Below are 26,618 nucleotides of genomic sequence, written 5' to 3'. Positions count from 1 at the left end.
GCGCGTCAGGGCTCCTGGTCACGACCGTACTTGTCATCAAAGCGCACGATATCGTCTTCGCCCAAATAAGACCCGGTTTGCACTTCGATCAGCTTGAGCGCAATGACGCCGGGGTTCTCCAACCGGTGTACGGTGCCCAGCGGTATGTAGGTAGACTGGTCTTCCGAGAGCAGAAAGCTTCTCAATGCGGCGTCGATGCCGGGCGTTTCACCCTGGGTCACCTTCGCGGTACCTTCGACCACGACCCAGTGCTCGGCACGGTGGTGGTGCATTTGAAGCGACAGCGCCGCCCCGGGTTTAACCACGATCTCCTTGACCTGAAAGCTTTCGGTGATCTCCATGCTACGGTAATGCCCCCAGGGGCGATAGACCGTTCGGTGGAGCTGGCATTCTGGCCGGCCGGCCTCTTTGAGCGCGCTGACGATCTGCTTGGTGTCCTGAGCGTGGTCGCGGTGGGCGACCAGCACGGCGTCATCGGTTTCCACGACCACTAAATCGCTAACGCCCAGGGTGGCGACCAGCCGCGATTCGCTGTAGACCAGGCTGTTGCGAGTATCGCGAAGCAAAACGTCGCCGCGCACGGCGTTGTGGTGCTCGGGGTCTTTTTCACCACGTAGCGCGTGAAGCGCATCCCAGGCGCCGATATCACTCCAGCCCGGCGACATGGGCACCACCGCCGCCTGACGGGTATGCTCCATTACCGCGTAGTCGATCGATTCGCTGCGACACTGGCCGAAAACGGCCTCGTCGATGCGCAGAAAATCCATATCCTGGGTGCGCGTCTGAAACGCGGCCTGGCAGCTTTCGAGAATATCCGGCGCGTGCTGCGCCAGCGCTTGTAAAAAACGCTCGGCCTTACACAGGAAGATGCCGCTGTTCCAGACGTAATCGCCGCTTTCCAGATACTGCTGGGCGATCTGCTGGGATGGCTTTTCGACGAAAGCCTCCACGGCAAAGCCCTGCAAAAGCGCCTGGCCGCGCTTGATATAGCCGTAGCCCGTATGCGCGCTCGAAGGCGTGATGCCAAAGGTCACCAGCTGCCCCTGGTGGCTAAGCTCCAGCCCTTTTTCGATGGCGTCGGCGAACGCCTGGTTATCCTGAATGACGTGATCCGCCGGCATTACCAGAAGGTCGGCGTCAGGATTTTGTTCGCTTGCCAGCAGCGCCGCCAGGGCAAGCGCTGGTGCGGTATTACGCCCACAGGGCTCGAGAAGGATACGGCTTTGTTTGAAGCCCAGCGCCTGCATCTGCTCGGCGATCAGAAAACGATGCTCCTCGTTGCACACGATCAGCGGCGCCTCGCTTGAGGCGAGGCCTTGCGCACGCAGCGCCGTCTCCTGCAGCAGGCTGACATCGTCCTGGTTGAGGTTCAAAAACTGTTTGGGGTAATGCTCGCGGGAAACCGGCCACAGCCTCGAGCCGCTCCCACCGGACAAAATAACCGGTAAAATCATCATTCATCCCGAAAAGCTGTTGGATCTGTTGGCGTTGCAGCGATCCGCCGTATCACGGCTGGCTGTTGGCAAAGCCCCGGGTTAGCGTCATGATCAAGATCTTCAAATCGAGCCCCAGCGACCAGTTATCGATGTAGTAAAGGTCGAACTCGACACGCTTTTGCATCTGCTCCAGGGTATCGGTAGTGCCCCGGTGACCATTGACCTGGGCCCATCCGGTCATGCCGGGCTTGACCCGGTGGCGCTGCATGTAGTTTTGAATGACGCCCTGGTAGTACTGGTTGTGATCCAGCGCATGGGGGCGCGGCCCGACCAGCGACATGCGCCCCTGGAGCACGTTATAAAGCTGTGGCAACTCATCCAGGCTCGTGCGGCGTAAAAACGCGCCGAGCGGTGTGATGCGGGGGTCTTCCCTGGTGGCCGCCACGGTGGTGCGCGCCTGATGCACACTCATGCTGCGAAACTTGTAGATGCGAAAGCGCTTGCCGTCGATGCCGTGGCGGTGCTGCTTGAACAGCACCGGCCCGCCCATTTTCCATTTAACCAGCGCGGCGATCACCAGCATGACGGGTAAAAAGGCGATGAACAGCACACCGCCTATCAAGCGGTCCTCGATATTTTTGACCAGCCGCAGCGGCGTGCTGTCCAGCGGACTGTAGTTGAGTTCGAGCGAGTACAGCCCAACGACCTGCACCATACGATGATTGAGCAGGCGAATGTCGGAAAGATCGGGAAAGTAGCGAACGCTAATGGGAATGTCGATCAAACTGGTCGAAACCAGCCGCACCTTGTCGCCGTCGCTTAGCGGGTAGCTCAACCAGATTTCATCGAAATCGCGGTTGAAGGCGCTGTCATCGACCAGCTCCTTGAGCGTTTGATGAAAGCGGTCCGAGTCGTCATCGACCTTGGCACTATGCAGCATATAGCCCGCATTGAGCATCGCCAGCAGATGATCCTTGAGGCGCAGCAGGTTCTCTTCGCGGCCGATGATGACGATACGCTTGCAGTTCTTGCCCTGAGCGCGCAGACGCCGCAGATAAATATAGAGCGCGCCTCGCATGACGCTGCCAAACCCCAGCACCGTCAACGACGACACGCCCATCCAAAGCCGGGAGAAGTTTTGGGTCGTTTGAGTGGCGACCAGCAGAAGGCTGATCAATACGATCGTGATGCACCAGCTCAGCGCGTAGGCGCCCAGCATCGAGTAAAGGCTACGGCCGCGCCAGGGCTGATAAAGCCCCAAAAGCTCACCTACGGCAGGCAGCAGCAGGCTGCCGATCACCATGATGAACATATACTCTTCGCCGTGGTAGGTGATATTGGGCATCACCCACAGCGCGATCCACGACACGACCAGCGCGATGCCTGCATCGAAGCAGCGCATGGCGCGTCTTAGCCAATCGTTATGCGGAGCCCCCTTCAACCCACTCATGCAACGGCGTTATCCCTGACTGGTGACCGTTAGATCCGTGAAAGACAGCAAGAGCGTCATGATATCGCTCAAATCCTGGCTCGAGAGATCACCGACTGCGGACTGCAGTGCCAGGCTATCGAGCGCGTATTCACCGATGGTGTCAACGTACTGAATGCGCTGATCGTACAAGCTTGCCCTGGCGTCCAGCACGTCGACCAGATCGCGAAGGCCCAACTGCTCGCCGCGCTCGGCGGCGTCGAGAAACAGCTGGCTGGATTCGATGGCTTGGCTGAGGGCCTGAACGCGGCGCACGTGGCCGTTCAATGAGCGAAGCCGCTGGCGAACTTCCTGAACCGCCAGGTTGAGCTGGTTGTCCAGATCGGCCTGGCTTGCATCGATGCGTCGCTCGCCCTGGCGCACGTTGGCCGTGGTATAGCCGCCGCGGTAGATGGGCACGCTGACCTCGACGCTTGCCCGGTAGTCCTCGCTTTCGCGCAGCGCGTCGTCGCTTTGGCGATCCGAATAGGAGAGGTTCAGGTTGAGTTCCGGGAAATAGCCCGCTCGCCGGGTGCTGGCATCGGCGGTCGCGATGCGCGCCTGTTCAGCGGCCAGCTGCACATCCAGATTTTGCCCTGCGCGCGCGATCCACGCCTGCGGATCGCCCCACTCCTGGTTGAGGGTGGCGCTTGAAAGCTCACCCACGCCCAACGAGCTGAACTCGGGGAAAGTGCCGGTCAAACGCTCGAGCGTACTGAGTGCGTTGTTCAGCTCGTTTTCGGCCTGAACCGCATCGGACACGGCCTGGTCGAGGCGCGACTGCGCCTCATAAAGATTGATGCGATCACCAATGCCCAGGTCGTAAGCGCGCTGCGCCTGGCGCACCTGAAGCTCGAGAGACTCCTGCTGCGATTTCAAAAGCCCCAGGCGCTGGGTGGCAAGGTACGCCTGAATGTAGGCCTCGGCTACCTGCAGCGCTAAATCGCGCTCGACCACCGCAAGCTGAAGCTCGGCGGCGCTGACCTGTGCCTGAGCGACATTCACGCCGCGCCAGCGTTCGAGACTGAAAAGCGGCTGCTGGAGCTGAACCCCCCAGACGTTCTCCTCGATTTCACCGGGGCGCTGGGCGGGCTGGTCGAGGCCGAAGTCGTCCGGCGAGGTTTGAATGTTGGTGGAATCCTGCCAAAGATAAGAACCCGACGCCGAGACCTGGGGCAGCAGCTGCGAGCGCGCCATGGGCACTTCTTCCTGCGTGGCCGCAAGCTCGAAACGCTGACGGGAAAGATCCGCATCGTGCTCCAAAGCGCTTGCGAACAGCCCCGGCAGCGAAGGCAGCGTCGGGGCCTGATGTGCATCGGCTTGGCCCGGACGCGCGTCCAGCGCCGCCAGCTCGTCCAGCGCGCTTTGCTCGGCCAGAGGGGCGGCCATCGAATCGCCCGCTGGCCCGCCCTGCTGGGCGTAGACCGACACGCTGGTCACGCCCAACATCAATCCCACCAGTACGCCTTGCCTGCGGGTAATGCTCTTTCGAATCGGCGAAAAACGCATTAGTCCTCCTGCATGGCGCGGGCCAGCATGTCAGTGACAGGCTTGGCGATATAGCTTGCGAACGTGCGCTCGCCGGTGCGCAGCATGACTTCTGCCGGCATGCCGGAAAGAAGCTGCATCTGTTCGCTCATCTGTTCGTGGCCGGCTTCGGTAACGCGAACGCGGGCGCGGTAGTAGCGCTGACCGGTCGCCTCGTCTTCGAAGCTGTCGGCGCTGACGTAGATGACCTCACCGTCGATTTCATCGGTCAGGCGCTGGTTGAAGGCGCTAAAGCGGATTTCGGCAAACTGGCCGATGTAGATATTGTCGATATCGCGCGTGGGAATACGTGCCTCCACGACGAAGCCGTCATTGTTGGGCACGATATCCATGATTGCATCGCCCGGGCGAATGACCGCGCCGACGGTGTGAATTTGACGACCCACCACGGTGCCGGAGACAGGCGCCGTGACGACGGTGCGCTCGACCTGATCGCCGAGCGAAATGATCTGCTCTTCGGCCTGGGCGATTTGCGCCTGGGCCTGACGCAGCTGCTCGCCGACTTCCTTTTGAAACTCCTGCTGCTGAATTTCGCGCTGCATGCGATTTTCGCTGATCTGCGAGCGCAGCTGGGCGATATTGGCCTGGAACTCGGCGTTTTCGCCTTCGTATTGAAGAACCTGGCGCTCGAGCTCACGCAAGCGCTGGTTGTCGCCCAACCCTTCCCGGTAGAGCGAGCGGAAATCATCCGCCTCAGAGCGCAGCGACGAAATACGGCGTGTATTGACACTGGAGCGCTCTCGCAGACCTTCGATTTGCTCCTGCATCTGCACGATCTGCTCATCAAGCGACTGTAGCGTACTTTCCAACGACTGTTTGCGCGCGGCGAACAGGCTCTGCTGAACGGCAATGACCTGCTGAACGCGAGGGTTATCCGCATCCTGGATATCTTCAGGAATTTGCATCGTTTCAGCGCCTTCCTGCTCGGCGAGCAGGCGCGCTTCCATCGCACGGTTGATCAAAAACTGCGAACGCGCGATTTCGAGCTGCGAGCGCGCCTGGGTGTCGCTTAACACCACCAGCGTATCGCCGGCCTCGACGGTATCGCCATCGTCGACGCGAATCTCGCGCACGATGCCGCCTTCGAGATGCTGCACGGTGCGCTTGAACGATTCGATCGATACGCTGCCCGGCGCGACCACGGCAATCGCCAGCGACGCCGTGACCGACCAAAGAATGAAGCCACCTAACGCGATGCCGAGGATCGCGTAGCCGAGCCGACGGTAGCCCTTGTCGCTGGTGGGCAGCTTCTCGGTAGCCTCGCCATCGATGGTAGCGGGGCCCTTGGGGGTGACGTCGATCTCGCCCTGAGAGGTGAGACCGCGCTTATCGTTACTCATTTACGACTCCTCGCCCTGACGCCCGCCGGAAATGGCGGACAAGCGGGCTGAACTCTGCTGACCGACCTGCTTGTTCGGTTTTTTGGCGAATTGCGCCAGCACCTGATCGCGCGGGCCGAACATGCTGACCTGCCCTTCTTTCATCACCAGAAGCTTGTCCATGTTCTTGAGGACGTTGGTGCGGTGGCTGATGACGAACAGCGTCACGCCTTCGCTTTTGAGCAGCGCAATGGTCTGGCCGAGCGCCCGCTCGCCGGCGTCGTCCAGGTTGGCGTTGGGTTCGTCCAGCACGACGAAGACCGGGTCGCCATACAGCGCTCGGGCCAGCCCCACGCGCTGGCGCTGGCCGCCGGAGAGCGCGCCGCTGGTAGATGAAATGACGGTATCGTAACCGTTGGGCAGCTCGAGAATCATTTCGTGCACGCCTGCCTTGCGCGCAGCCTCGACGACCTTTTTGGAATCGATGTCGCCAAAGCGGGCGATGTTTTCGCTGATGGTGCCGTCGAAAAGCTCGATGTCCTGGGGCAGATAGCCAATGTAGGGGCCGATCTCGTCGCGGTTGTACTGGGTGATGACCCCGCCATCCAAACGAACGTCGCCCACCTGGGAGGGCCAGATGCCTAACAGCACACGGGCCAGCGTCGATTTACCCGCGGCACTCGGGCCGATGATGCCAACATGCTCGCCGCTGGGCACGCTGAAATTGATCCCGCGAATGGTGGCCATGCGCACGCCAGGCGGCGCCGCTGCCACGTTTTCCAACGCGATATCGCCCTTGGGTGCAGGCAGCGACATCTTGCGCTGCTCGCTGGGAATTTGCGTTAGCAGCTCATTCAAACGCCCGTAGGCGCCGCGGGCGCTGACGAAGCTTTTCCAGCCGCCGATCATTTGGTCGATCGGTGCCAGTGCACGTCCCATCAAAATGGAGCCGGCAATCATCATGCCCGGGCTCATTTCGCCTTCCAGCACCAAAAGCGCCCCGAGCCCCAGAATGAGCGACTGAAACATCAGCCGCATCACTTTCGACACGTTGGTCAAGGCACCGGCCCGGTCGCTTGCCTTGGACTGCTTGGCCAAAAATTCGTGGTGGCGCTTCGACCAGCGCCCCATGATACCGGGCAGCATGCCCATGGCGTGAAGCACTTCGGCGTTGCGCAGGTTGGAGTTGGCGAGATTCTGCGCCTGGATATGTTCGCTGTTGGCATCCGCCATCAGCGTTTTGGTGGACTTTTCGTTCGCCACCGCCAGTGTGAGCAAAATGATGCCCGCGCAGGTGGCGAAAATGCCAAGCCACGGGTGAAACAGAAACAGTACGCCCAGGTACACCGGCACCCAGGGAGCATCGAAAAAGGCAAACAGCCCGTTGCCGGTCAGAAACTGGCGCAGGCTGGTCAAGTCGTTCAAGGGCTGCGCGCTTTGGCTGCCCTGGGCAAACAGGCTTCTGCGGAACATGGCGCTGTAGAGGCGCTCGTTGATCGACGTATCCAGCCGATTACCTACGCGTACCAGCATCCGCGAGCGTACGAGTTCGAGCCCGCCCATGACCATGAAAAGAAACACGACCACCAGGGTGAGCATCAAAAGGGTATCGAAGCTTTGAGTAGTCAAAACACGATCGTATACCTGAAGCATGTACATCGGCGGTACGAGCATCAGCAGGTTGACGAACATGCTGAAAAAACCGACCGACATGAACGAACCCTTGCAGGCTTTCAACGCCCGCTGCAGGTCCGTTGCTTCCTGTTGCTTTGACATGGAAGGATCACCGTAATTTCGAGAAAATCGTGCGAGGCAGAATCGCGAAAGCATAACAGAAGCGCCCCTGCCAGGGGTAGGGGCGCGGGTTCAGCCTGCTGCCTTACTCTGAAGAACACATCATGCCAACAGCATGCTTTCCTGAGACTCCACGAAGCCCAGCATGACAGTTGCCTGATCGACGCCACCGGCCATTTCATCGAGCCAGTACTGCTTGCCCGCCGCATCGGCCTCTCGCTCGAATACGTTGGCGTACATCAAATCGATGAAAGCATCGTTCTGGAGGCTGCCGTTTTGCTGCTGAAACTCTTCTGATGCGAGGAAGCCGTGGGCGATATCGATCAGCTCGAACTCTTCGCTGATATCCAGCCAATAGCCAAGCCCTTGGCCATCGGCATCGCGATCGAAAGCGGCATCGTAAAGACGCAGCAGCGGATCGACGGCGTCAGACAATACGGCGTCGTCGCGCACCGCCAGATTCTGAATGCGCATGTCCTCACTTGCCGGCGTCTCGACCTCGCTAAAGGGCGTTTCGCTGTACGTGGCACCCATGTATTCGGCGAAGGCGTCCTGCTCGGTGCCGTTATCGGCGAAATCGAACTTGCCCTCCAACGTGTAGGCATCCACCAGGTCGACGCGGTCGATATAGACCCCCTCGCCCAGCGGATAGCCGTCGCCGCCGTCGGCCATGAAACCCAGCGTCACGACCTTGATGGTGTCCTCGGCGTTCCCTACCAAACGGCCGTTAGCTACCAGTACATCGTGAATTTCGCCATTTTCCTTGAGAACCGCAGCGCTCTGGATACGCTCGCCGGCAGGCTGGTCCCAATCGAAGCTGTATTGAATACCGCCGACCTGGGCAAACTGGCCCGCCGTGACGTTGGGCGCCGAGGCCGCCACGGCGTGCTCGAGCACCTCCAACAGCGTGCTGCGCGAAACGGTCAAAATAGTCAGATCGTTGTTAAAGCGAAGCGATGACGCGGCGTCGAGCTGCGATACCCCGCCTTCGGGCTTACCGATAACCGGGTTGGCGCCGGGCGGCTGGTAGCTTTGCTCGCTGTCGCCGCCCTGAACGACGACTTCTCCAATCGGCTCGCGAATGCCGCCGCCGTTTTTGAACGAGACCATGACGTCGCTATCCAGCTGACGCGCATACCAAAGGTTGGCATCGGCGGTAAGATTTCCCAGGTTCGTCTCTTCGGTGCGCACCGAGCCGCGCTCGCCCACCAGATACACATCGGTCAGGCCCAGAATATTGCCGTCCTGTTCAGCGACGAATTCACCAACGGCGCCTACCAGTTCCTGAGCGACCTGGCCCTTGGTGCCGTCAGCGAATGCGGCTTCCAGGCTCCCCCACAGCGCTTCGACCTGTGCATCGGTCGAGGCAAAGATGCCGGAGGTCGCCGGGTCGATCGATTCGGGAAGAAGATGACCGTTCTCGTCGAATTCGACCACGAGCTGCGCCACGTAGCGCCAGCCAGCGTCGGTGTTGACGATGGCCACATCACGACCCGAAGCGTCCTGGGTCAGGATGGGGTAGGACTTGTAAGGCTCGGCCGCGCCGGGGAAAAGGCCGCGGTCGATATCTTCCTGGTCGGCAAGCAGTGAATCCGAGCCGCCGGCGATGACGATATCGACACCGTCGAGCAGCGTGGCAAGCTCTTCCTCGAACTGAATCTGCTGCAGGTGCGAGCTCAGAATGATCTTATTGACACCACGGCCTTCGAGCTCGTCGATCACGGGCTGAATAACGCCGGCCAGCGCCTGCATATCGTTGCTACCGCCGGTAATGACATCGACATCGCCGGTAGAAGAGATGCTTTCCAGAATCTGGGTGGTGATACCGATAATGCCGATTTGCTCGCCGCCAGCCTCAGCGATGACTGCCGGCGCCAGCTTGGGCTTGTCGGCACCTGCCAGCACGTCCTGCAAGGTGGATTGAAACGCTTCGTTAGAGAAGATTTCCCTGGTGGCCAGACCGCTGAGATTCGAATCGTTCGAGAAATCCAGGTTCGCCGAAAGGTAGGGGAACTGGGCGCCTAGCCATTCAACGTCTGCGGCAGTGTCACCGTTGACCGACGGGGCGATCATGCCGGCGATCAAGCCGGTGCCAAGATCGAACTCATGGTTGCCAAGCGTTATTGCAGCGGCATCAAGCAAATCCATTAGCAGCACTTCAACACGCCCTGAGGCCGCCGTAATGCCGCTCATGGAACCGGCCTCTAAACCGTAGACGTTTTCGACCGCCGCTTGAAAAGCGGATTGTAAACTCGCCTCCGCCGCGGCGTTCAGATACGGACCAGGCAGCACCAAATCGCCAGAGCTTACGAACAGGCTGTTGGCGTACTGATCTTCAAGATAATCGACGATTGAAACGAAGTTTGGCGCGTTGAGCAGGTCGCCTCCGCCCCCTTCCATATCCGAGGCGTGCAGAAGCTGTAGCTGAAAGTTGCTCATGTTCGATCCCTTCAATTTTTAGTAGCGGTTGGCCAAGCGAACTTACAAAGCGAAGAGATACTAGCGAGCTAACAATGACGAAAAGATGACACTTTCGATAAATCTCACTCGATACGGACCTGACCAATCGAGGAAAAAGACGCCGAAATTCATTTATTTGAAATAAAAGCCCAACCATCACGTCACGGTAACGACACATTTAACCGATACGTTGTTTCACTCATTCGTAACAACCAGAAACCTTAAGCAACAAAAACTGAAATTGTTATTTTCTCTCTATTTTTTATAACTATTGCGTAACTGCTCTTGGGGCTTTCTCGATGGACTACCAAACGATCGTCACTTCGCTTTATCAAACACTTCTGCTACGCCAACCCGATGAAGACGGGTTGAGTTATTGGGTCGAGCAGCTGGAGAACGGCACGCTCGATACCGGCGGTGTCGCGCAGAATTTAATGATGGGCAACGAATTCGATACCGCTATTCAGCCAATCGTCGATCTTTACCAAACGTACTTGCTACGCCCGGCCGATATCGACGGCCTCGCTTACTGGGTCGAAATGCATCGCCAGGGGTTGAGCATCGACGACATTACAGCCAGCCTGCAAAGCTCGGCAGAGTTTGAAGCGATCGCCAATCAGGAGTCGGCGGTCTGGTTGAACCAGGCTTACTCAGCCTTTTTAGGGCGCTCGCCGGATGCCGAAAGCACCGACTTTTGGCTTGCCCAGCTCGCCTCGGGCGTTTCCAGATCAGACGTTGCGCAGACCCTGGCACAAAGCTATGAAAGCCAGCAGTTAAAGTCTGCCCAAACGCTTTCAACCTTGAGCAACACCGATACCGCCAGTGCCGACTTCGAAGCAATATTGGGCGATATCACTCGCCGTATCGAAGATGAAGCCACAACGCCCATCGAACAGCCTGACCAACCGGTCGAAGAGCCCGAAGCGCCGGTCGAAGAGCCTGATGAACCAATCGAGGAACCCGAGGAGCCGGTCGAGGAGCCTGAAGCACCGATCGAAGAACCCGATGAGCCTGTTGAAGAACCAGAAGAGCCCATCGAGGAGCCCGAGGAGCCGGTCGAAGAACCAGAAGAGCCCATCGAGGAGCCTGAGGAGCCTGTCGAAGAACCAGAAGAGCCGGTCGAGGAGCCCGAGGAGCCGATCGAAGAACCCGAGCAGACGCCACAGCCCGATTTTCAATTCGGCGAACGCTACTTCAAGGGCGCGTCCGACGCTTCCGCCGCCGTTGCCATTAGCGAGACGCTCATGCTGGTCGCCGACGATGAAGACCAGACGCTGCGCCTTTATGACCGCGAGGACGGCGGCGAGCCTGTCAAATCCTTCGATCTCAACCAGGCACTGGGGCTAAGCGAGGGTCAGGAAGCGGACCTCGAAGCCGTAGCGACTCATCAAGGGGTTCAATACTGGCTGGGCTCGCACCAGAGCGGTCAGCGCTCGATGGTGTTCGCAACAGACGTCACCGGCAGCGGCGACGATCTCGAGATCAATGTGGTCGGCCAGTTCACGAATCTCAATGAGCAGCTCTTGAGCTGGGACAGAGGTAATGGCCATGGGCTTGGCGAAAGTGCGCTGAAGCTCGACTTGGGCATTAACATCGAAGGCGCGGTGTTCATCGACGATGCGCTCTATCTTGGGCTGCGCGCGCCGCTGGACGATGGCTTTGCACAGCTCATCCCGGTCGAGAACGCCGTCGAGCTCGTGAACGGTTCGGCGCTTGAAGCCGACTTCGGCACCCCGCTTCGACTGGACCTGGACGGCCGTGCGGTGCGCGCCATCGAGCCCGCCGGCGATCAGGGCTACCTGATTCTGGCCGGCCCTGAAGACGACAGCCTGGAAACGGGGTTTGGCCTCTATTTCTGGGACGGCGATCACGCGGTGCGTGAAATCGAAGGCGTCGATCTCAACACCATACCCCAAGCGATTGGCGCCAAGCCCGAAGCGATTTTTGATATCGCGATCAGCGATGACGGCGTATCGGCAAGCGTGCTGTTCGATAGCGGCACCGTGGACTGGTTCGAGGACGGCCGCGAATCCAAGGATCTACCGGACGCTCAGCAGCAGTTCATCGGTCTCGACATCGCTTTTGAGGCGCTGCCGGACACAACTCCTCGCCCCGGCGATATCGCTGTGATCGCGGTCAGCGGCAGCGACAAGGAGTTCCAGTTCGTGGCGCTCAAGGGCATCTCGGAAGGCGCCGAGATCACTTTCACCGACTCCGGCTGGCAGGAAGACGGCTTTCGCGCCAACGAAGGCGCCGTGAAATGGACCGCTCCGGAAGGCGGCGTAGCGCCGGGCACGGTAATCTCTTCGGTCAACAACGCCGATCAGTTTATCAATGCCAATAGCCCCGCCGTGGGCAATAACGGCTTTAACCTATCGACCGGTGGTGATCAAGTCATCGCTTTCGTCGGCGAGGATACTGCCCCATCGTTTATCTACGCGGTACAAACCAATAGTGGAGAGTGGCAAGCGACGGCGTCGAGCTCCAACGATTCAGCCCTGCCGCCGGGGCTTGAGGAAGGGTTGACGGCGGTTGCGGTAGGTAGCGCCAAAAATGCTGCATTCACCGGTGAAGGTTATGGCACCGTCGATGCACTGTTAAGCGCCATCGCTAACCCCGATAACTGGGAATTCGCCAGTAGCGCCATGCCCGACGGGCTGACCCAGGCTTTTCGCATCGGCACCATGGAGGCGCCCTACGTTCCGGGCGAGGCCGATATCGGGCTTGCGATCACCGAAATCTGGCCCGGCCAGTCCGGCTCGGACATCACCGAAGACTGGTTCGAGATTACCAACCGCTCCGATGAGACGCTGGATTTCACAAGCTCGCCGCTTTACTACGACGATGACAGCGCCTCGCCCCAGGACGCCGTGCGCATCGAAGGACTGACCACGCTCGCCCCGGGCGAATCTGCCATCGTCATCGTCGACGGCGGTGCCGACGCGGTCGCTGAGTTCCGTGCCGCCTGGAGTAACCTGAACGGTATCGAGTCGCTCAAGATCGGTTTTGCTGATGATGCCGCAGGCCTTGGCAGCGGCGGTGATGCGGTCACGCTTTGGCAGGGTGACCCGCGACTGGACGGCAACCGCATTGGTTTCGAAGCCTACCCGGACACGTCTGATCACGATGCGGCGTCCTGGAACGTGGACCGCCAGGCCTTTACGCAGCCGGATGAAGAAGGCGCGCTCGCCTCCAGCGCGTTTGGAGGGGACGGCAGCGATGTGCCCGCCCTCGCCTCGCCGGGCGTGGCGGTCGAGCCCGAGATCGCGCTGACCCTGATCTCGGCGGTACAAGGCGAAGGCGGCACCAGCGCACTGGATGGCGAAAGCGTTACGCTGAAAGCGATCGTCACCATGGTGACACCCGGTCTTGACGGCTTCTTCCTGCAGGAGGAAGACGCCGACAACGACGATAACCCGAATACCTCGGAGGGCATCTTCGTTTACGCCGGTAGCGGCAGTGCCGAATGGCTGGCCACGCTTTCGGCCGGCGATCAAATTCGTATCGGCGGCACGGTGTCGGAGTATTACGATAAAACCCAGCTGACCGCCGAGCGTTCGAGCCTGAAGATTCTCCAACACGATCAGCCGCTGCCGCAAAGCAAGGTCATCAAGCTGCCGTTCGCCAACAAGCAAGGCTTGGAAGCGTTTGAAGGCATGCGAGTTGCCATCGAAGCGATGGACGGCCAGCCGCTGGTCGTCACCGAGCTTTACGAACTGGGTCGTTATGGCGAGGTAACGCTTTCCGCAGGTGGGCGCCTGGAGCAGTTCACCGAGGTCAATGCGCCGAGTGTCGAGGGCTACCAGGCGTGGCTTGAAGACGCCGAGGCGCGCACCATCAAGCTCGATGACGCCAACTCGTCCCAGAATCCGGACCCGATCATTCATGGGCGTGGCGGAGAAGAGCTTTCCGCCTCCAACCCGCTGCGTGGGGGCGATACGCTCGAGACGCTGGACGGGGTGCTGGACTTCAACTTTGGCGAGTGGAAAGTTCAAAATGTCGAAGGCCTGGACTTCCAGGGTTCTGATCGCCCGACCGCGCCGGACGTTGAGGCTCTGGGCGATGCGACCATCAAGGTAGCCTCGTTCAACGTACTCAACTACTTCAATACGCTGGGCGATAGCGGCCAACCCACACGCACGCTGGATGGCACTACGCATTCACCGCGTGGCGCTGACAACGCCGAAGAGTTCGCCCGCCAGGAAGCCAAGATCGTCGAAGCCATCAATACCAGCGGCGCTGATGTGCTGGGACTGATGGAGATCGAGAACAACGGTTATGGCGAGGACAGCGCGCTGGCAAGCCTGGTCAACGCGCTCAATGCCGACATCGCCGCCAAAGGCATCGAAGGGATCACCTGGGCGTACAGCATTCCGCGTGACGGCGACGGTAATATCGTCAGCGCCGGCGATGATGCCATCACCGTGGGCGTCATTTATAACAGCCAGGCGGTCACCCCCGAAGGCGCCGCCGCGACCACGACCGAGGGCGCGTTTGGTTATGGCAACCGCCCGCCGGTGATGCAGACGTTCAGCGATGAAAACGGTGAACAGTTCTCGGTGGTGGTGAACCACTTCAAATCCAAGGGCAGCGTGATCAACGGCGAGGACGCCATTGGCGACGGCCAGGGCAACAACAACCCGACCCGTGTCGAGGCGGCGAAGGAGCTCATGGCGTGGCTTGAAACCAACCCCACCGGCAGCAGCGATCAGGACGTGCTGATTCTGGGCGACTTGAACGCTTATGCGATGGAAGATCCCATCATGGCGCTGGTCGAGGGCGGGTTCGAGCTGCTCGACGATGACTACAGCTACGTGTTCGATGGTTTCTGGGGCTCGCTCGATCACGCTCTGGCAAGCGAATCTCTCGCCGGCCAGGTCACGGGCACCACTACCTGGCACATCAACGCGGATGAAGCGAGTGCACTGGATTACAACACCGATTTCACCAGCGAGCGCCAGGATGAAAACCTGTACGCGCCGGATGCGTTTAGAAGCTCCGACCACGACCCCATTTTGGTCGGCCTGAATCTGGGCGGCGGAGAGTTCTAACCCCTCATTGACTCCACCATTAGCCCCCGCACCCGCGGGGGCTTTTTCGTGGGTACCCTCTAGCGGTAACCGGTCAAGGTAATGCTAAACTCGCTCGCACACGCAAGGCACCATCCTCTACCTTCCCGGGAGTCCTACATTGACCACGCGCCCCCTCACATCGGACATCATCGCGCAAAGCGGCATTGGCTTCGGTACGAGCGGCGCCCGGGGCTTGGTCGAGCAGTTCACCGATGACGTCTGTGCCGCGTTTACGACGGCCTTCGTTTTCGCCATGCGCCAGTCGTTCACGTTCGAGCGTATCGCCATCGGCATGGACCGCCGACCCAGTAGCCCGGCCATGGCCGCCGCCTGTACGAGTGCGGCCAGGGCAATGGGCCTTGGCGTCGACGACTACGGCATACTGCCAACCCCGGCGTTGGCGCTGCAGGCGATGAAACACGGCGTGCCTTGCCTCATGATTTCCGGCAGCCATATTCCGTTTGATCGCAACGGCATCAAGTTCTATCGCCCGGACGGCGAAATCACCAAGGCCGACGAGGCCGCTATTTTATCGGCGAAGGCTGAACTGCCCTCTTTTTCGGCGCCTGCCCGCGAAGCGTTTTCTGACGCGGCGAACGAAGCCTACGCCGAGCGCTATACCCGCTGGTTCGTCGATCAGCCGCTCAAGGGGTGGCGGGTGGGGCTTTATCAGCACTCCGCTGCCGGGCGCGATTTGAGCGCCTATATTCTCGATGCCCTGGGCGCCGATGTGGTCGTACTGGGTCGCACCGATGCGTTCGTGCCGGTCGATACCGAAGCCGTCAGTGCCGATGACCAGGCCAGGGGGCGCGCCTGGACGCAGCGGCACGGCCTCAACGCGCTGCTATCCACCGACGGTGACGCCGACCGCCCGCTTTTGGGCGATGAAACCGGCACCTGGCTTCGAGGCGATATCGTGGGGCTTTTGTGCGCAAGAGCGTTGGGTATCGAGGCGCTGGCGGTACCGATCAGTTGCAATACCGCCATCGAGGCGTGTGGGGCGTTCAAAAAAGTGGTCCGCACGCGCATTGGCTCGCCGTTCGTGCTCGAAGGCATGGCATCGCTTTCGAGCACGTTTTCAAGCGTTGCCGGGTTCGAAGCCAACGGCGGCTTTTTGCTTCACACCCCGCTGCAAAAAGAGGGGCGTACGCTGGCCGCCCTACCCACTCGCGACGCGCTGCTACCGGCGCTTACGCTGATGGTGGAAGCCGCCCGGAAAGGCCAAACACTGTCGGCGCTCAATAAAGCGCTACCCGAGCGCTATACCGCCAGCGACCGGCTCAAGGCGTTTCCCGTGGAAAAAAGCCGGGCGCTATTGGAGCAGTGGTCTGACTCGCCGCAAAAGCTTCAAAGCGCGCTCGGGCTTATAGAGGACATTGCCGCTATAGATACGACCGATGGCTTGAGGGTGACGTTTACAAACGACGAGATCGTCCATTTGCGCCCTTCCGGCAACGCGCCGGAGCTTCGCTGCTACGGTGAGGCGGGCTCGGCCGCCCGGGCCGAGCAGTTGGTTCAGCAGAGTTTAAAAGCGCTGGGCACGCTGTAGCGCTCATTAATGGCTTTGCAAGAAACGGCTGTTAAAGTAGCCCCTACCATGGGCAGGGTTCGGGGAGTTTGGGTATGAAAATCGCGGTGGCGGGAACGGGGTATGTCGGGCTATCCAACGCGATGCTGTTGGCTCAGCATCACGCTGTCACGGCGCTCGATATTCGACCCGATAAAGTCGAGCTGTTGAACCAGCGCATCTCCCCGATCGAGGACGCCGATATTACGGCGTTTCTCGCCCGCGATGACCTTCAGTTCAGCGCGACACTGGCGCCGGAAGTCGCCTATCAAGACGCCGACTATGTCATTATCGCCACGCCGACCGACTATGACCCTCACACCAACACCTTCGATACGACGAGCGTCGAGTCCGTGATTCGACAGGTGATCAAGATCAACCCGCACGCGGTGATGGTGATCAAATCGACGGTTCCCGTGGGCTATACCGCCAACGCGCGCGAACGTTTCAACACCGACAACCTGATTTTTTCACCGGAATTTCTGCGTGAAGGCAAGGCGCTTTACGACAACCTTCACCCCTCGCGCATCGTGGTCGGTGAGCGCACCCCCCGCGCCCACGCGTTTGCCGAGCTGCTATCGCAAGGGGCCATCAAGCGGGATATTCCCACGCTTTTCACCAACAGCACCGAAGCCGAAGCGATCAAGCTCTTCGCCAATACCTACCTGGCCATGCGCGTTGCCTATTTCAACGAGCTGGATACCTACGCCGAAACCCACGAGCTCGACACGCGCCAAATCATCGAGGGTGTGGGGCTGGACCCGCGTATCGGCAAGCACTACAACAACCCGAGTTTCGGCTACGGCGGCTACTGCCTGCCCAAGGATACCCAGCAGCTGCTGGCGAACTATCAAAACGTGCCCAGCAACATGATGCAGGCGATCGTGGATGCCAACCGTACCCGCAAGGACTTCATCGCCGAGTGCATCTTCAAGCGAAAGCCCCAGGTCGTGGGCATCTACCGGCTGATCATGAAAGCCGGCTCCGACAACTTTCGCGCCAGCGCCATGCAGGGTGTGATGAAACGGATCAAGGCCCGAGGCATCAAGGTGGTGGTGTACGAGCCGATTCTGGAGGAAAGCGCCTTTTTCAACTCGGCGGTCATTCGCGACCTGGCGGCCTTTAAATCGCTGTGCGATGTGGTGGTCGCCAACCGCATGACCGAGGAGCTGCGCGACATCGAAGAGAAGGTGTTTACGCGCGACCTTTTCGGCAGCGATTCATGAACGCTTCCTTCCTGTAGGTCTTTTACACTTCACAACAAAATGGGCGCCCGAAGGCGCCCACTGTTTGACCGGTCTGGTGTTGCAGGCGCTTATTTATAAACCGGAAGCTTCGCGCAGACCTTCGCCACTTTCCCGGCGATCTCTTGCTCGACGGCGGTAGTGTCGTCGCCGCTAGCGAGGACGTCGAGCAGATCACAGATCCAGCCGGCAAGCTCGGTGCACTCCTCTTCGCCGAAGCCGCGGGTAGTCACCGCGGGAGTGCCGATGCGCAGGCCCGAGGTAACGAACGGGCTTTGCGGGTCGTTGGGCACGGCGTTCTTGTTGACGGTAATGTGCGCGCGGCCCAGCGCGGCGTCGGCGTCCTTGCCGGTCACGCCCTGCTTGACCAGCGAGAGCAAGAACAGGTGATCTTCGGTGCCGCCGGAGACGATATCGAAGCCACGGTCGATGAACACCTTGGCCATGGCCTGGGCGTTCTTGACCACCTGCTGCTGGTAGGTCTTGAACTCCGGCGCCATCGCTTCCTTGAAGCAGATCGCCTTGGCGGCGATGACGTGCATGAGCGGGCCACCCTGACCGCCGGGGAAGACGGCGGACTGCAGCTTCTTCTCGATCTCGGCGTCGTTTTCGGCAGAGAGAATCACGCCGCTGCGCGGGCCGCGAAGGGTTTTGTGCGTGGTGGACGTCACCACGTGGGCGTGGGGCAGCGGGCTTGGGTAGACGCCGGCGGCGACCAAACCGGCGACATGGGCCATATCGACCAGCAAATAGGCGCCCACTTCGTCGGCGATTTCACGGAATTTCGCCCAGTCGATGATCTGCGAGTAGGCGGAGAAACCGGCGATGATCATTTTCGGCTGGTGCTCACGGGCAAGCTCGGCGACCTGATCATAGTCGATCAGGCCTTGGTCGTTCAGGCCGTACTGAACGGCGTTGTAGTGCTTGCCGGAGAAGTTGGGCTTGGCGCCGTGGGTCAGGTGGCCCCCGGCATCCAGGCTCATGCCGAGGATGGTGTCGCCGGGGGTGACCAGCGCCTGAAAGACGGCGCTGTTGGCCTGGGAGCCGGAGTGAGGCTGTACGTTAACGTAGGTGGCGCCGAACAGCTCCTTGGCGTAGTCGATCGCCATGTTTTCCGCGATATCCACGAACTCACAGCCGCCGTAGTAGCGTTTGCCCGGGTAGCCTTCCGCGTACTTGTTGGTCAACTGGCTGCCCTGGGCCTCGAGCACGCGCGGGCTGGCGTAATTTTCGGAGGCGATCAGTTCGATGTGATCTTCCTGACGCGCCACTTCCTTTTGCATGGCGTCAAATAGCGCATCATCGAATCCGGCAATGGTCATATCGCGGCTGAACATGGAGCAAACCTCGTAGGCTAGGGCATCGAAAAAAGCAAGGCGGCCATGATACCTCAGCCGGAGGCGACTTTCATCGCATCCGGCTCAGCCGCACCATGAGCCGGATTCATCAAGCGTGCTAGGCCTCCCCGATCAGGCCCAGACTTGCCGCCGGCGCCTGACGACGCAGGCTATGCGACAGCGCGTGGCCGATCAGGCCAATCAGGGCGGCACCGCCCAGCGGCAGAACCAGCCACAGCGTCAGGTGCAGCCGCGGGGTCAAATCGAGCCAGAAAAGATAGAGCGCCGCGCTGGCTATCTCGGCCAAAAAGGCGCCCATGAGCCCGCTTGCCAGCCCCAGCAGCGCGTACTCGGCGCCCTGTACGCGGGAAATCATCGCGTTGCCCGCGCCGAACACGCGCAAAAGCCCGCTTTCGTGGGCCCGCACCGGGCGGCTGGCGGTGAGCGCGGCGTACAGCACGCTGACGCCGGCCAGCAGCACCAATAGAAGAATCAGCTCGACCGCGCGGGTGACCTGCCCCAACACTTCGCGCACCTGCCCCAGAATCGCATCGACGTTTAGAAGCGAAACGCCGGGGAAGTCACGCACCAGCTGCGTGATCAGATCCTGCTCGCGCTCAGGAAGATAAAACGCGGTGATGTAGCTGTGGCCAAAGCTCTCCAGCACGCCGGGCGGAAAGATGACGAAGAAGTTGGGCTTGAAGCTATCCCAGTTGAGGCTTCGAAGGCTTTCGATGCGGGTGTCGATCGTCTCGCCGCCAATGGAGAAGGCCAGCGTATCGCCAAGCGTAAGCCCTAGCCGCTCGGCCAGGCCCTGCTCGACGGAAATCGGCACGGCGGTGCCCGGCACGGCGGTGTCCGGCACGGCGGCGCTGGCTGGCCTGGCGTCCACTTCGTTCATGAATCCCTGGGGTTCGCTTGTTTGGCCGTCGAACCACTGGCCGGCGACTACCTCGTTGCCTTCGGGAAGCGTTGCCTGCCAGGTCAAATTGAGTTCGCGGCGCAGCGCGCCATCGCCGCGGGCCTCGACGGGCACAAACTCCCGTGGGGGAGCGCCATTGATCGCCGTGATACGCCCGCGCACCATGGGGTAAAGCGCGCTTTGGGTATCCACCCGGGGCGTGATGGCGGCGTCGAAGGCGTCTCGCTCGCTCGGTTGAATGTTGATCGCAAAGTAGTTGGGCGTTTCATCCGGCAGCTGATCCTGCCAAGTCGTGAGCAGGTCGCCACGCACCAGAGCAATCATCGCCATGGCAAAAAACGTGACGGAAAACGCCAGCAGCTGGCCCATGCCCGCCTGTTTACGCCGAGCGAGCTGGCGGCCGCCAAGGCGAAACGCCTGGCTCCAGGGCGTGGCGCCGGAGAGTTTCGCGACTGTTTTCAATACCAGGCTGAGCACCAGGGCGCTGGCCGCCCACAGCACGCCCAGCAGCGCCCCACCGCCGAGCAGCAACCCGGCCGCCAGCGGCAGACTTCCGGAATAAAGCCACAAAAGCCCGCCAAACACCGCACCGGCCACACCCACCACGAGCCAGGCCGCTGGCGGCAGCGGGTCGAGCTCGCGGCGCAGCACTTTCAGGGCGCTGACCTGTTTGATGCGTAAAAGCGCCGGCCCGGCAAATCCGACTAGCACGGCCAGCGCGGTCAGCACGCCAAGGCCCAGCGGCATTATGCCGGGCGGCGGCAGCGTCAGCGGGAGAAACTGCGCCAATAGCCACAGAAGCACCGCCTGCCCCAACAGCCCGAGCAGCGCTCCGAGCAGTGAGGCGATCAGCGCAAGGCCCACTAGCTGAAGCGCGAAAATGGTGACCAGCTGTGCCTGGCTTGCGCCGAAGCAGCGCAGAAGCGCGGCGGTATCCAGGTGGCGCTCGACGTAGCGCCGGGTCGACATGGCGACCGCGACCCCGGCCAACAGTACGGCGACCAGCCCCGCCAGCCCCAGATAGCTTTCTGCCCGAGAAAGCGCGTTGCCCAGCTGCGGGCGGTCGACTCGCACATCGCGTACTTCGACCCCCGCTTCTCGAAGCTCGTCCAGCAGCGGCTGAACGCGTTCGAGCGCGGCGGGCGGGCCTGCGGCCAGCAGTTCGAACTCGATGCGCGAGCCCGGCTGGAGCAGGTTGGTCGCCTCGAGATCCTGGGTGTTGAGCATCAGCCGCGGGTTGAAGCTGCTAAAGCCGGCGGACTGGTCAGCCTCGCGCTCGACGATACCGGTCACGGCAAGCGAAAGCTCACCGACCTGAACACGATCGCCCAATTCAAGCGCGAGCAGCTCAAAGAGCCGCGGGTCGACCCAGGCCTCGCCGGCGGCGGGGCCGGCCGGTACTTCTTCGGTGCCGTTGCCGCGGTCCACCCGCGTGGCGCCGTAGTGCGGGTAGATTTCGTCGACCGCCTTGAGGCTTGCGGGCTGAAACCGCTCGCCCTGGCTGATCATCGACACCAGATCGACCTGATCGCTGAGCGAAAAGCCCGCTCGTTCGAGGGTTTCGCGCAGCGCATCATCGAAGGGTTCGCGCTGCTCGAGCACCAGATCACCGCCCATCATCTGGCCCGCCTGGCGCTCCAGGCCGCGCTCCAGTCGATCCAGGAAAAACGCGATCATGGTGGACGCCGCGACGGCCAGTACCAGCGCGATAAAGAGCGCGCGCACGTCCGAGGCGCGCAGATCGCGTTTGAGACTGCGCGCGGCCAGACGCCAGTTGACGCTACTCATCGCCACCGCCTGACAAGGCCGGCTCGGGCTCGAACGCCGTGAGCCGCCCGCCTTCCAGGCGCAGGCAGCGGTCGCAGCGCCGCGCCAGGGCGTAGTCGTGGGTGACGAGAATCAGCGTGGTATGCGCCTGGCGATTCAAGCTGAACAGCAGATCGATCACTTGGGCGCCGGTCTCCGGGTCCAGGTTGCCGGTGGGCTCGTCGGCGAAGACCAGCTCCGGGTCGGTGACGAACGCGCGCGCAATGGCCACGCGCTGCTGCTCGCCGCCGGAGAGCTGCTTGGGCAGGTGCGCGACGCGCTCGGTCAGCCCTACCCGTTCAAGCCAGGTGTGCGCTGCCTGGGTTTCTCCCGCGCGAATCGATAGCTCCAGCGGCAGCAGCACGTTTTCAAGGGCGCTGAGCGTGGGCAGAAGCTGAAAGTTTTGAAATACGAAGCCCACGCGCCCGGCGCGAAGCGATGCACGGCCATCCTCGTCCAAACGGCTCAAGGGGTGGCCGAACAGATTCAGTTCGCCGTCGCTGGGCGTGTCGAGCCCAGCCAGAATCCCAAGAAGCGTCGATTTTCCGGCACCGCTTTTACCCAGAATCGCCACCGTTTCGCCCTGTGCCACGCACAGCGAAAGATCCTTTAGAATGGTCAGCGCCCGCTCGCCGCTTTTCACCTGTTTGCAAAGGTTCTCGGCGAGCAGCACCGGCGGCCCCTGATGCGTATCACGGGCGTGTGCCTTGGCCGTCTCATCGGTTAAGCTTGAACGCTCGACGTCCGGTTGAGCGGCGTTAGTCGAATCCTTGTCAGAGGAGTAGGACATGAAGCGTGGCATCCCTTTTATGTGGCATCGGCTTGCCTGCATGGTAACCGCCGGGCTGGTCGCACTGATAGTGCTCTTTCAACCAGGCCTTGCCAATGCCGAGGCGCGCCCGACGCTGCTGGTGATGGGAGATAGCCTGAGCGCGGCCTACGGCATCGAGCAGGACCAGGGCTGGGTGCGCCTCCTCGAGCGCCGCCTTGACGATCAGGCGCAGGTCGTGAACGCCAGTATTAGCGGTGAGACCACCGGTGGAGGCCTTGAGCGTTTCGAAAGCGTTCTTGATCAGCATGCCCCGGATATCGTGCTGCTGGAACTGGGCGGCAACGACGGCCTGCGCGGGCTTCCCCCGGCGCAGATGCGCGAAAACCTGGCCGGCATGATCGAGCAAAGCCAGTCCGCTGATGCCGAGGTGCTGCTACTGGGCATCGATATTCCGCCCAATTACGGCCAGGCCTATCGCGATGCCTTCACCGGCGTGTATCGCACGCTTGCCGACGAGTACGACGTGGCGCTACTCCCCTTCTTGCTGGAGGGCATTGCGCTGGATCGCGCGTTGATGCAAAGCGACGGCATTCACCCGACCGCCGAGGCCCAGCCGCTCATTCTGGAGAACGTATGGCCAATGGTCGAGCCGCTGCTGGAGCAGGCGCATTAGCAAGCGCCCTAGCGCTTTGGATGTAACCCACCATTCCCTATTAAAAACCTGCCGCTTTTCGTCATTTTTATGATGAGTTATATAGCACTGACGCACGCCAGCTTGTAGTCTTAAGCTTCATTTGGCCATGGCTGGACGTCTATGCCTCGGTGCTCTTCCTCTACCCCTGCGGGTCTCACCCGGCGAACGTTTCTCGCGTCCGCCGGGCTTCTGGCGCTGGGCGCGGGGCTTGGTCTGTACCCCTTTCAGGCTTCGGCGTTCGACCCGACACGACTGCGTGAGCGCATGAGCTCGATGTACGGCCAGGCAGGGCTCAACGTGCTCGAGGGGTGGTTCGCGCTTTTACAGCGCGCTGCGGGGCAGGATATTCAAACCCAGCTTCGTGAGGTGAACGACTTCTTCAACCGCAACGTTCGCTGGGTCGACGATATCGTCGTGTGGGGGCAGGAGGATTACTGGGCCACGCCGCTCGAGGCCATGGGCAAGGGCCAGGGCGACTGCGAAGACTATGCGATCGCCAAGTACATCACGCTCAAGCAGCTTGGAGTTCCCGGCGAGCGCCTGCGCATGATTTACGTACGCGCCCGCATTGGCCGCAGCAGTATTACCCAGGCGCACATGGTGCTGGGTTACTATGATACCCCGAGCGCCGTGCCGCTGGTGCTCGATAACATGGCGCCCTCGATTTCGCCCGCCTCGCAGCGTACCGATCTCGATCCGGTGTTCAGTTTCAATAGCGAAGGGCTTTGGGCCGGCGGCTCATCGCAGTCGCGCGCGGATCCATTGGCGCGCCTGTCGCGCTGGCGCAGCGTACTGGAACGTATGCAATCTCAAGGCTTTCTCTAGAGACCTCGCAGAAAGGTTTTTACAAGCGCTTTTAATAAAGAGCTTTTAACAAAAAGTTTTCAACAAAAGGACGTGCCGTTATGTCGCTTATCAAACAGCTTTGGCTGGCCATCATCGGGCTGTTGCTGCTCTCCTTTGTTGGAAGCCTTGTGATCAGCATCACCACCAGTCGCGCTTACATCGAGCAGGAAATCAGCATCAAGAACGAGGATAACGCCACGGCGCTGGCGCTCTCCATGACGCAGCTCGACAAGGACCTGGTCATTCTCGAGCTTTTGATCTCGGCGCAGTTCGACACCGGCTACTATCAGCAGATCGTACTGCGCGACACCGATGGCAGCGTACTGGTCGAGCGCGTGGCGAGTGAGTACCAGGGCCACGTGCCCGGCTGGTTTCGCCACCTGATCGACTTCGACATTCCGCCGGGCACGGCCACCATTCAGGAAGGCTGGCAGCAGTTCGGTACGCTGACCCTTCAGAGTCAGTACAGCTTTGCTTACCGGGCCCTGTGGCGAAGCTTCATGGAGCTGACGGCCTGGTTCATCGCGGCAGGGATCGCAAGCCTCGCGCTGGCAGCGGTGATCGTCAGTACCATCAAGCGCCCGCTCAATCGCGTGGTGGAGCAAGCGCGTAATATCAGCGCGCGGCGCTTTACCACCATCAAGGAGCCGCGCACCCGGGAGCTTCGCGAGGTAGCCCGGGCCATGAACGTGCTCTCTCACAACGTGCGCCAGATGTTGACCCACGAAAGTCAGAAACTCGATGAGCTGCGCCGCGACCTGCAGCATGACGCGTTGACCGGCGCGCTCAATCGCGGTGCCTTCATGACCCGACTGGCGGCGCTTCTGGACAGCGACGATGCACGGGCGACGGGGCTCATGGCGATCGTTCGCGTGGAGGATCTGGTGGGGCTGAACGACCGCCTCGGCCACGACGCCACGGATAACCTGCTGAAGGGGTTGGTGGAGCAGCTGACTACACTCGATACCACCTCGGAAGAGACGCTGATCGGCCGGCTCAACGGCAGCGATTTCATGCTGGTGGTACCGCTTGAAACCGACATCGAGGAGTTCAGCGCTCGCTTGAAACATGCGCTTGCAACGCTCGCCCCGGCGAGCGAGCTGCGACTGCCCACGGCGATTACCAGCTACGCGCCGGGAGATGAGCGCAGCGACCTGATGGCCACGCTCGACACGGCCCTGGCAGAGGCAGAAAGCGCTCAGGGCAGCTTGCCAGTTGTGGTGCGCGAACGCGAGCGTCAGCCGCTTTTTGCCACGCACGCGGCGTGGCGTACGGCGCTGGATACGGCGCTATTGCAGGGCCCGGAGCTTGGACGCTTTCCGGTACTGAACGCCCAGCAGCACGTTCTACATTACGAAAGCCCGGCCCGGCTGCAGCTGGCCGAGCAGTGGCAAAGCGCGGGAGTTTTCATTCCCTGGCTTGCGCGTTTTAACCTGGAGCCCGCGCTGGATATGGCCGTCATCAAACAGGCGCTGGAGCAGCTTCGCCAAAACCCGGAGCAGTGGCTGGGCATCAACCTGTCGATCGCGGCCATCAGCGACGCCCGTTTCGTCACCGGGCTGCGCACCCTGCTGGAGCAAAACGCCGCGCTGGCGTCCAGGCTCTGCTTCGAAATTCCGGCGACCCTCGATTCCCGGGCGCTGGCGAGCATGCGCGGTTTCTGCGCGGCGCTCAGACATCTCGACTGCCAGTTCGGTATCGAGCACGTGGGGGCCGAGTTCACCAAGCTGGCCGAGCTGCACGACGTTGGGCTGACCTACCTGAAGGTGGATGCCAGCCTGGTGCGCGACATTCACGCCTCCGTCGAGCAGCAAAGCATACTGCGCGGGCTGACCACGCTCTGCCACTCGCTGGGGCTATTGGTCATCGCCGAAGGCGTGAAATCCGAAGAGGAGCTGGCCCAGCTGTTCCGCATGGGCATCGACGGCGTGACCGGCCCGGCGATACGCACGCCAAACTGACCCGGCCGCCGCCATGGCGGCGGTATCAGATGATACCGCCGTCCTCGCCAATCAAATTGACGTTGTTCTTGGCGCGCAGCGATTTACGCTGCATCACCTTGTTCTGCGCCGCCTGTGGCAGGTCGGTGAACGAAATCACCCCCTTGTCCAGCAGCACCTCCATCAAGTCCTCCACCACGCGCACGAAGGCCAAGTCCGAGGCGAGAAAGTTCGCTTTCGAGCCCGGCTCATTGGCCAGAAACGCCAACACCTGCGGGTCGTCTGCGCTCACCTGCTCGGAAGATTCGCTGGTCGCCTCCTTGCTCAGCGTCACGATGTCGCCGTCGGCATTGCGTTTGATATAGAACATGGCAACCCCCTTCTCTCGTTAAA

General features: G+C 61.0%; 16 protein-coding genes. 6 read left to right on the top strand and 10 right to left on the bottom strand.

The features are described 5' to 3' along the window. Nucleotides 1–5: 5 nt before the first annotated feature. The 6 genes from RN347_RS05870 to RN347_RS05845 all read right to left on the bottom strand — a co-directional run bounded on the left by RN347_RS05870 (nucleotide 6) and on the right by RN347_RS05845 (nucleotide 10,004). Nucleotides 6–1,454 carry a mannose-1-phosphate guanylyltransferase/mannose-6-phosphate isomerase gene (locus RN347_RS05870; RefSeq protein ID WP_409365772.1) on the bottom strand — a complete coding sequence of 483 codons (1,449 nt, stop codon included), beginning with the start codon at nucleotides 1,452–1,454 and terminating at the stop codon, nucleotides 6–8. 52 nt (nucleotides 1,455–1,506) lie between these two features. Beyond that, on the bottom strand, nucleotides 1,507–2,838 hold the full coding sequence (locus tag RN347_RS05865) for an undecaprenyl-phosphate glucose phosphotransferase (RefSeq protein ID WP_263584522.1): 1,332 nt from the start codon (nucleotides 2,836–2,838) through the stop codon (nucleotides 1,507–1,509). Nucleotides 2,839–2,895: 57 nt separating this feature from the next. After that, nucleotides 2,896–4,413, bottom strand: a complete 1,518-nt coding sequence (locus RN347_RS05860) for a TolC family outer membrane protein (RefSeq protein ID WP_311960504.1) — start codon at nucleotides 4,411–4,413, stop codon at nucleotides 2,896–2,898. Beyond that, nucleotides 4,413–5,792, bottom strand: a complete 1,380-nt coding sequence (locus RN347_RS05855; protein WP_311960503.1) for an HlyD family type I secretion periplasmic adaptor subunit — start codon at nucleotides 5,790–5,792, stop codon at nucleotides 4,413–4,415. Before RN347_RS05855 ends, RN347_RS05860 begins: the two co-directional genes overlap by 1 nt. Then, nucleotides 5,793–7,547, bottom strand: a complete 1,755-nt coding sequence (locus tag RN347_RS05850; RefSeq protein ID WP_311960502.1) for a type I secretion system permease/ATPase — start codon at nucleotides 7,545–7,547, stop codon at nucleotides 5,793–5,795. It abuts the gene before it with no gap. A 120-nt stretch (nucleotides 7,548–7,667) separates the two neighbouring features. After that, nucleotides 7,668–10,004, bottom strand: coding sequence for a DUF4214 domain-containing protein (locus RN347_RS05845; protein WP_311960501.1), 2,337 nt, complete (start codon nucleotides 10,002–10,004; stop codon nucleotides 7,668–7,670). Between the two features lie 320 nt (nucleotides 10,005–10,324). On the opposite strand from RN347_RS05845, the gene RN347_RS05840 reads away from it, so the two are divergent. The 3 genes from RN347_RS05840 (at nucleotide 10,325) to RN347_RS05830 (ending at nucleotide 17,890) form a co-directional block, all read left to right on the top strand. Then, on the top strand, nucleotides 10,325–15,076 hold the full coding sequence (locus RN347_RS05840; RefSeq protein ID WP_311960500.1) for an ExeM/NucH family extracellular endonuclease: 4,752 nt from the start codon (nucleotides 10,325–10,327) through the stop codon (nucleotides 15,074–15,076). Nucleotides 15,077–15,215: 139 nt separating this feature from the next. Continuing rightward, a complete protein-coding gene (locus RN347_RS05835; RefSeq protein ID WP_311960499.1) occupies nucleotides 15,216–16,646 on the top strand; it encodes a phosphomannomutase in 1,431 nt (476 codons plus the stop codon). 74 nt (nucleotides 16,647–16,720) lie between these two features. Next, complete coding sequence (locus RN347_RS05830) at nucleotides 16,721–17,890, top strand: nucleotide sugar dehydrogenase (protein WP_263584529.1); 1,170 nt, start codon at nucleotides 16,721–16,723, stop codon at nucleotides 17,888–17,890. An 89-nt stretch (nucleotides 17,891–17,979) separates the two neighbouring features. Here the strand turns inward: RN347_RS05830 and glyA are convergent, their stop codons facing one another. From glyA to RN347_RS05815, 3 genes are all read right to left on the bottom strand, one after another. Next, nucleotides 17,980–19,245 carry a serine hydroxymethyltransferase gene (glyA, locus tag RN347_RS05825; RefSeq protein WP_311960498.1) on the bottom strand — a complete coding sequence of 422 codons (1,266 nt, stop codon included), beginning with the start codon at nucleotides 19,243–19,245 and terminating at the stop codon, nucleotides 17,980–17,982. A 118-nt stretch (nucleotides 19,246–19,363) separates the two neighbouring features. Next, nucleotides 19,364–21,955 (bottom strand): FtsX-like permease family protein, encoded by a 2,592-nt coding sequence (locus RN347_RS05820; protein WP_311960497.1) that lies wholly within the window; start codon nucleotides 21,953–21,955, stop codon nucleotides 19,364–19,366. Then, nucleotides 21,948–22,763, bottom strand: coding sequence for an ABC transporter ATP-binding protein (locus tag RN347_RS05815; RefSeq protein ID WP_311960496.1), 816 nt, complete (start codon nucleotides 22,761–22,763; stop codon nucleotides 21,948–21,950). Before RN347_RS05815 ends, RN347_RS05820 begins: the two co-directional genes overlap by 8 nt. Between RN347_RS05815 and RN347_RS05810 the strand changes: the two genes are divergently transcribed. From RN347_RS05810 to RN347_RS05800, 3 genes are all read left to right on the top strand, one after another. Continuing rightward, on the top strand, nucleotides 22,762–23,418 hold the full coding sequence (locus tag RN347_RS05810; protein ID WP_311960495.1) for an arylesterase: 657 nt from the start codon (nucleotides 22,762–22,764) through the stop codon (nucleotides 23,416–23,418). The genes RN347_RS05815 and RN347_RS05810 overlap by 2 nt on opposite strands. A gap of 141 nt (nucleotides 23,419–23,559) precedes the next feature. Then, a complete protein-coding gene (locus RN347_RS05805) occupies nucleotides 23,560–24,264 on the top strand; it encodes a transglutaminase-like cysteine peptidase (protein ID WP_263584534.1) in 705 nt (234 codons plus the stop codon). An 80-nt stretch (nucleotides 24,265–24,344) separates the two neighbouring features. Then, a complete protein-coding gene (locus RN347_RS05800; RefSeq protein WP_311960494.1) occupies nucleotides 24,345–26,246 on the top strand; it encodes an EAL domain-containing protein in 1,902 nt (633 codons plus the stop codon). 25 nt (nucleotides 26,247–26,271) lie between these two features. Here the strand turns inward: RN347_RS05800 and RN347_RS05795 are convergent, their stop codons facing one another. Next, nucleotides 26,272–26,595: a tryptophan synthase subunit beta like protein gene (locus tag RN347_RS05795; RefSeq protein ID WP_263584536.1), complete on the bottom strand. Its 324-nt coding sequence runs from the start codon at nucleotides 26,593–26,595 to the stop codon at nucleotides 26,272–26,274. Between the last annotated feature and the right edge of the window lie 23 nt (nucleotides 26,596–26,618).

The sequence above is a fragment of the Halomonas sp. PAMB 3264 genome, from assembly GCF_031954245.1.
GTDB lineage: Bacteria > Pseudomonadota > Gammaproteobacteria > Pseudomonadales > Halomonadaceae > Vreelandella.
Note: the sequence above shows the minus strand (reverse complement) of the source record. Positions and strands in the feature narration are given on the sequence as shown.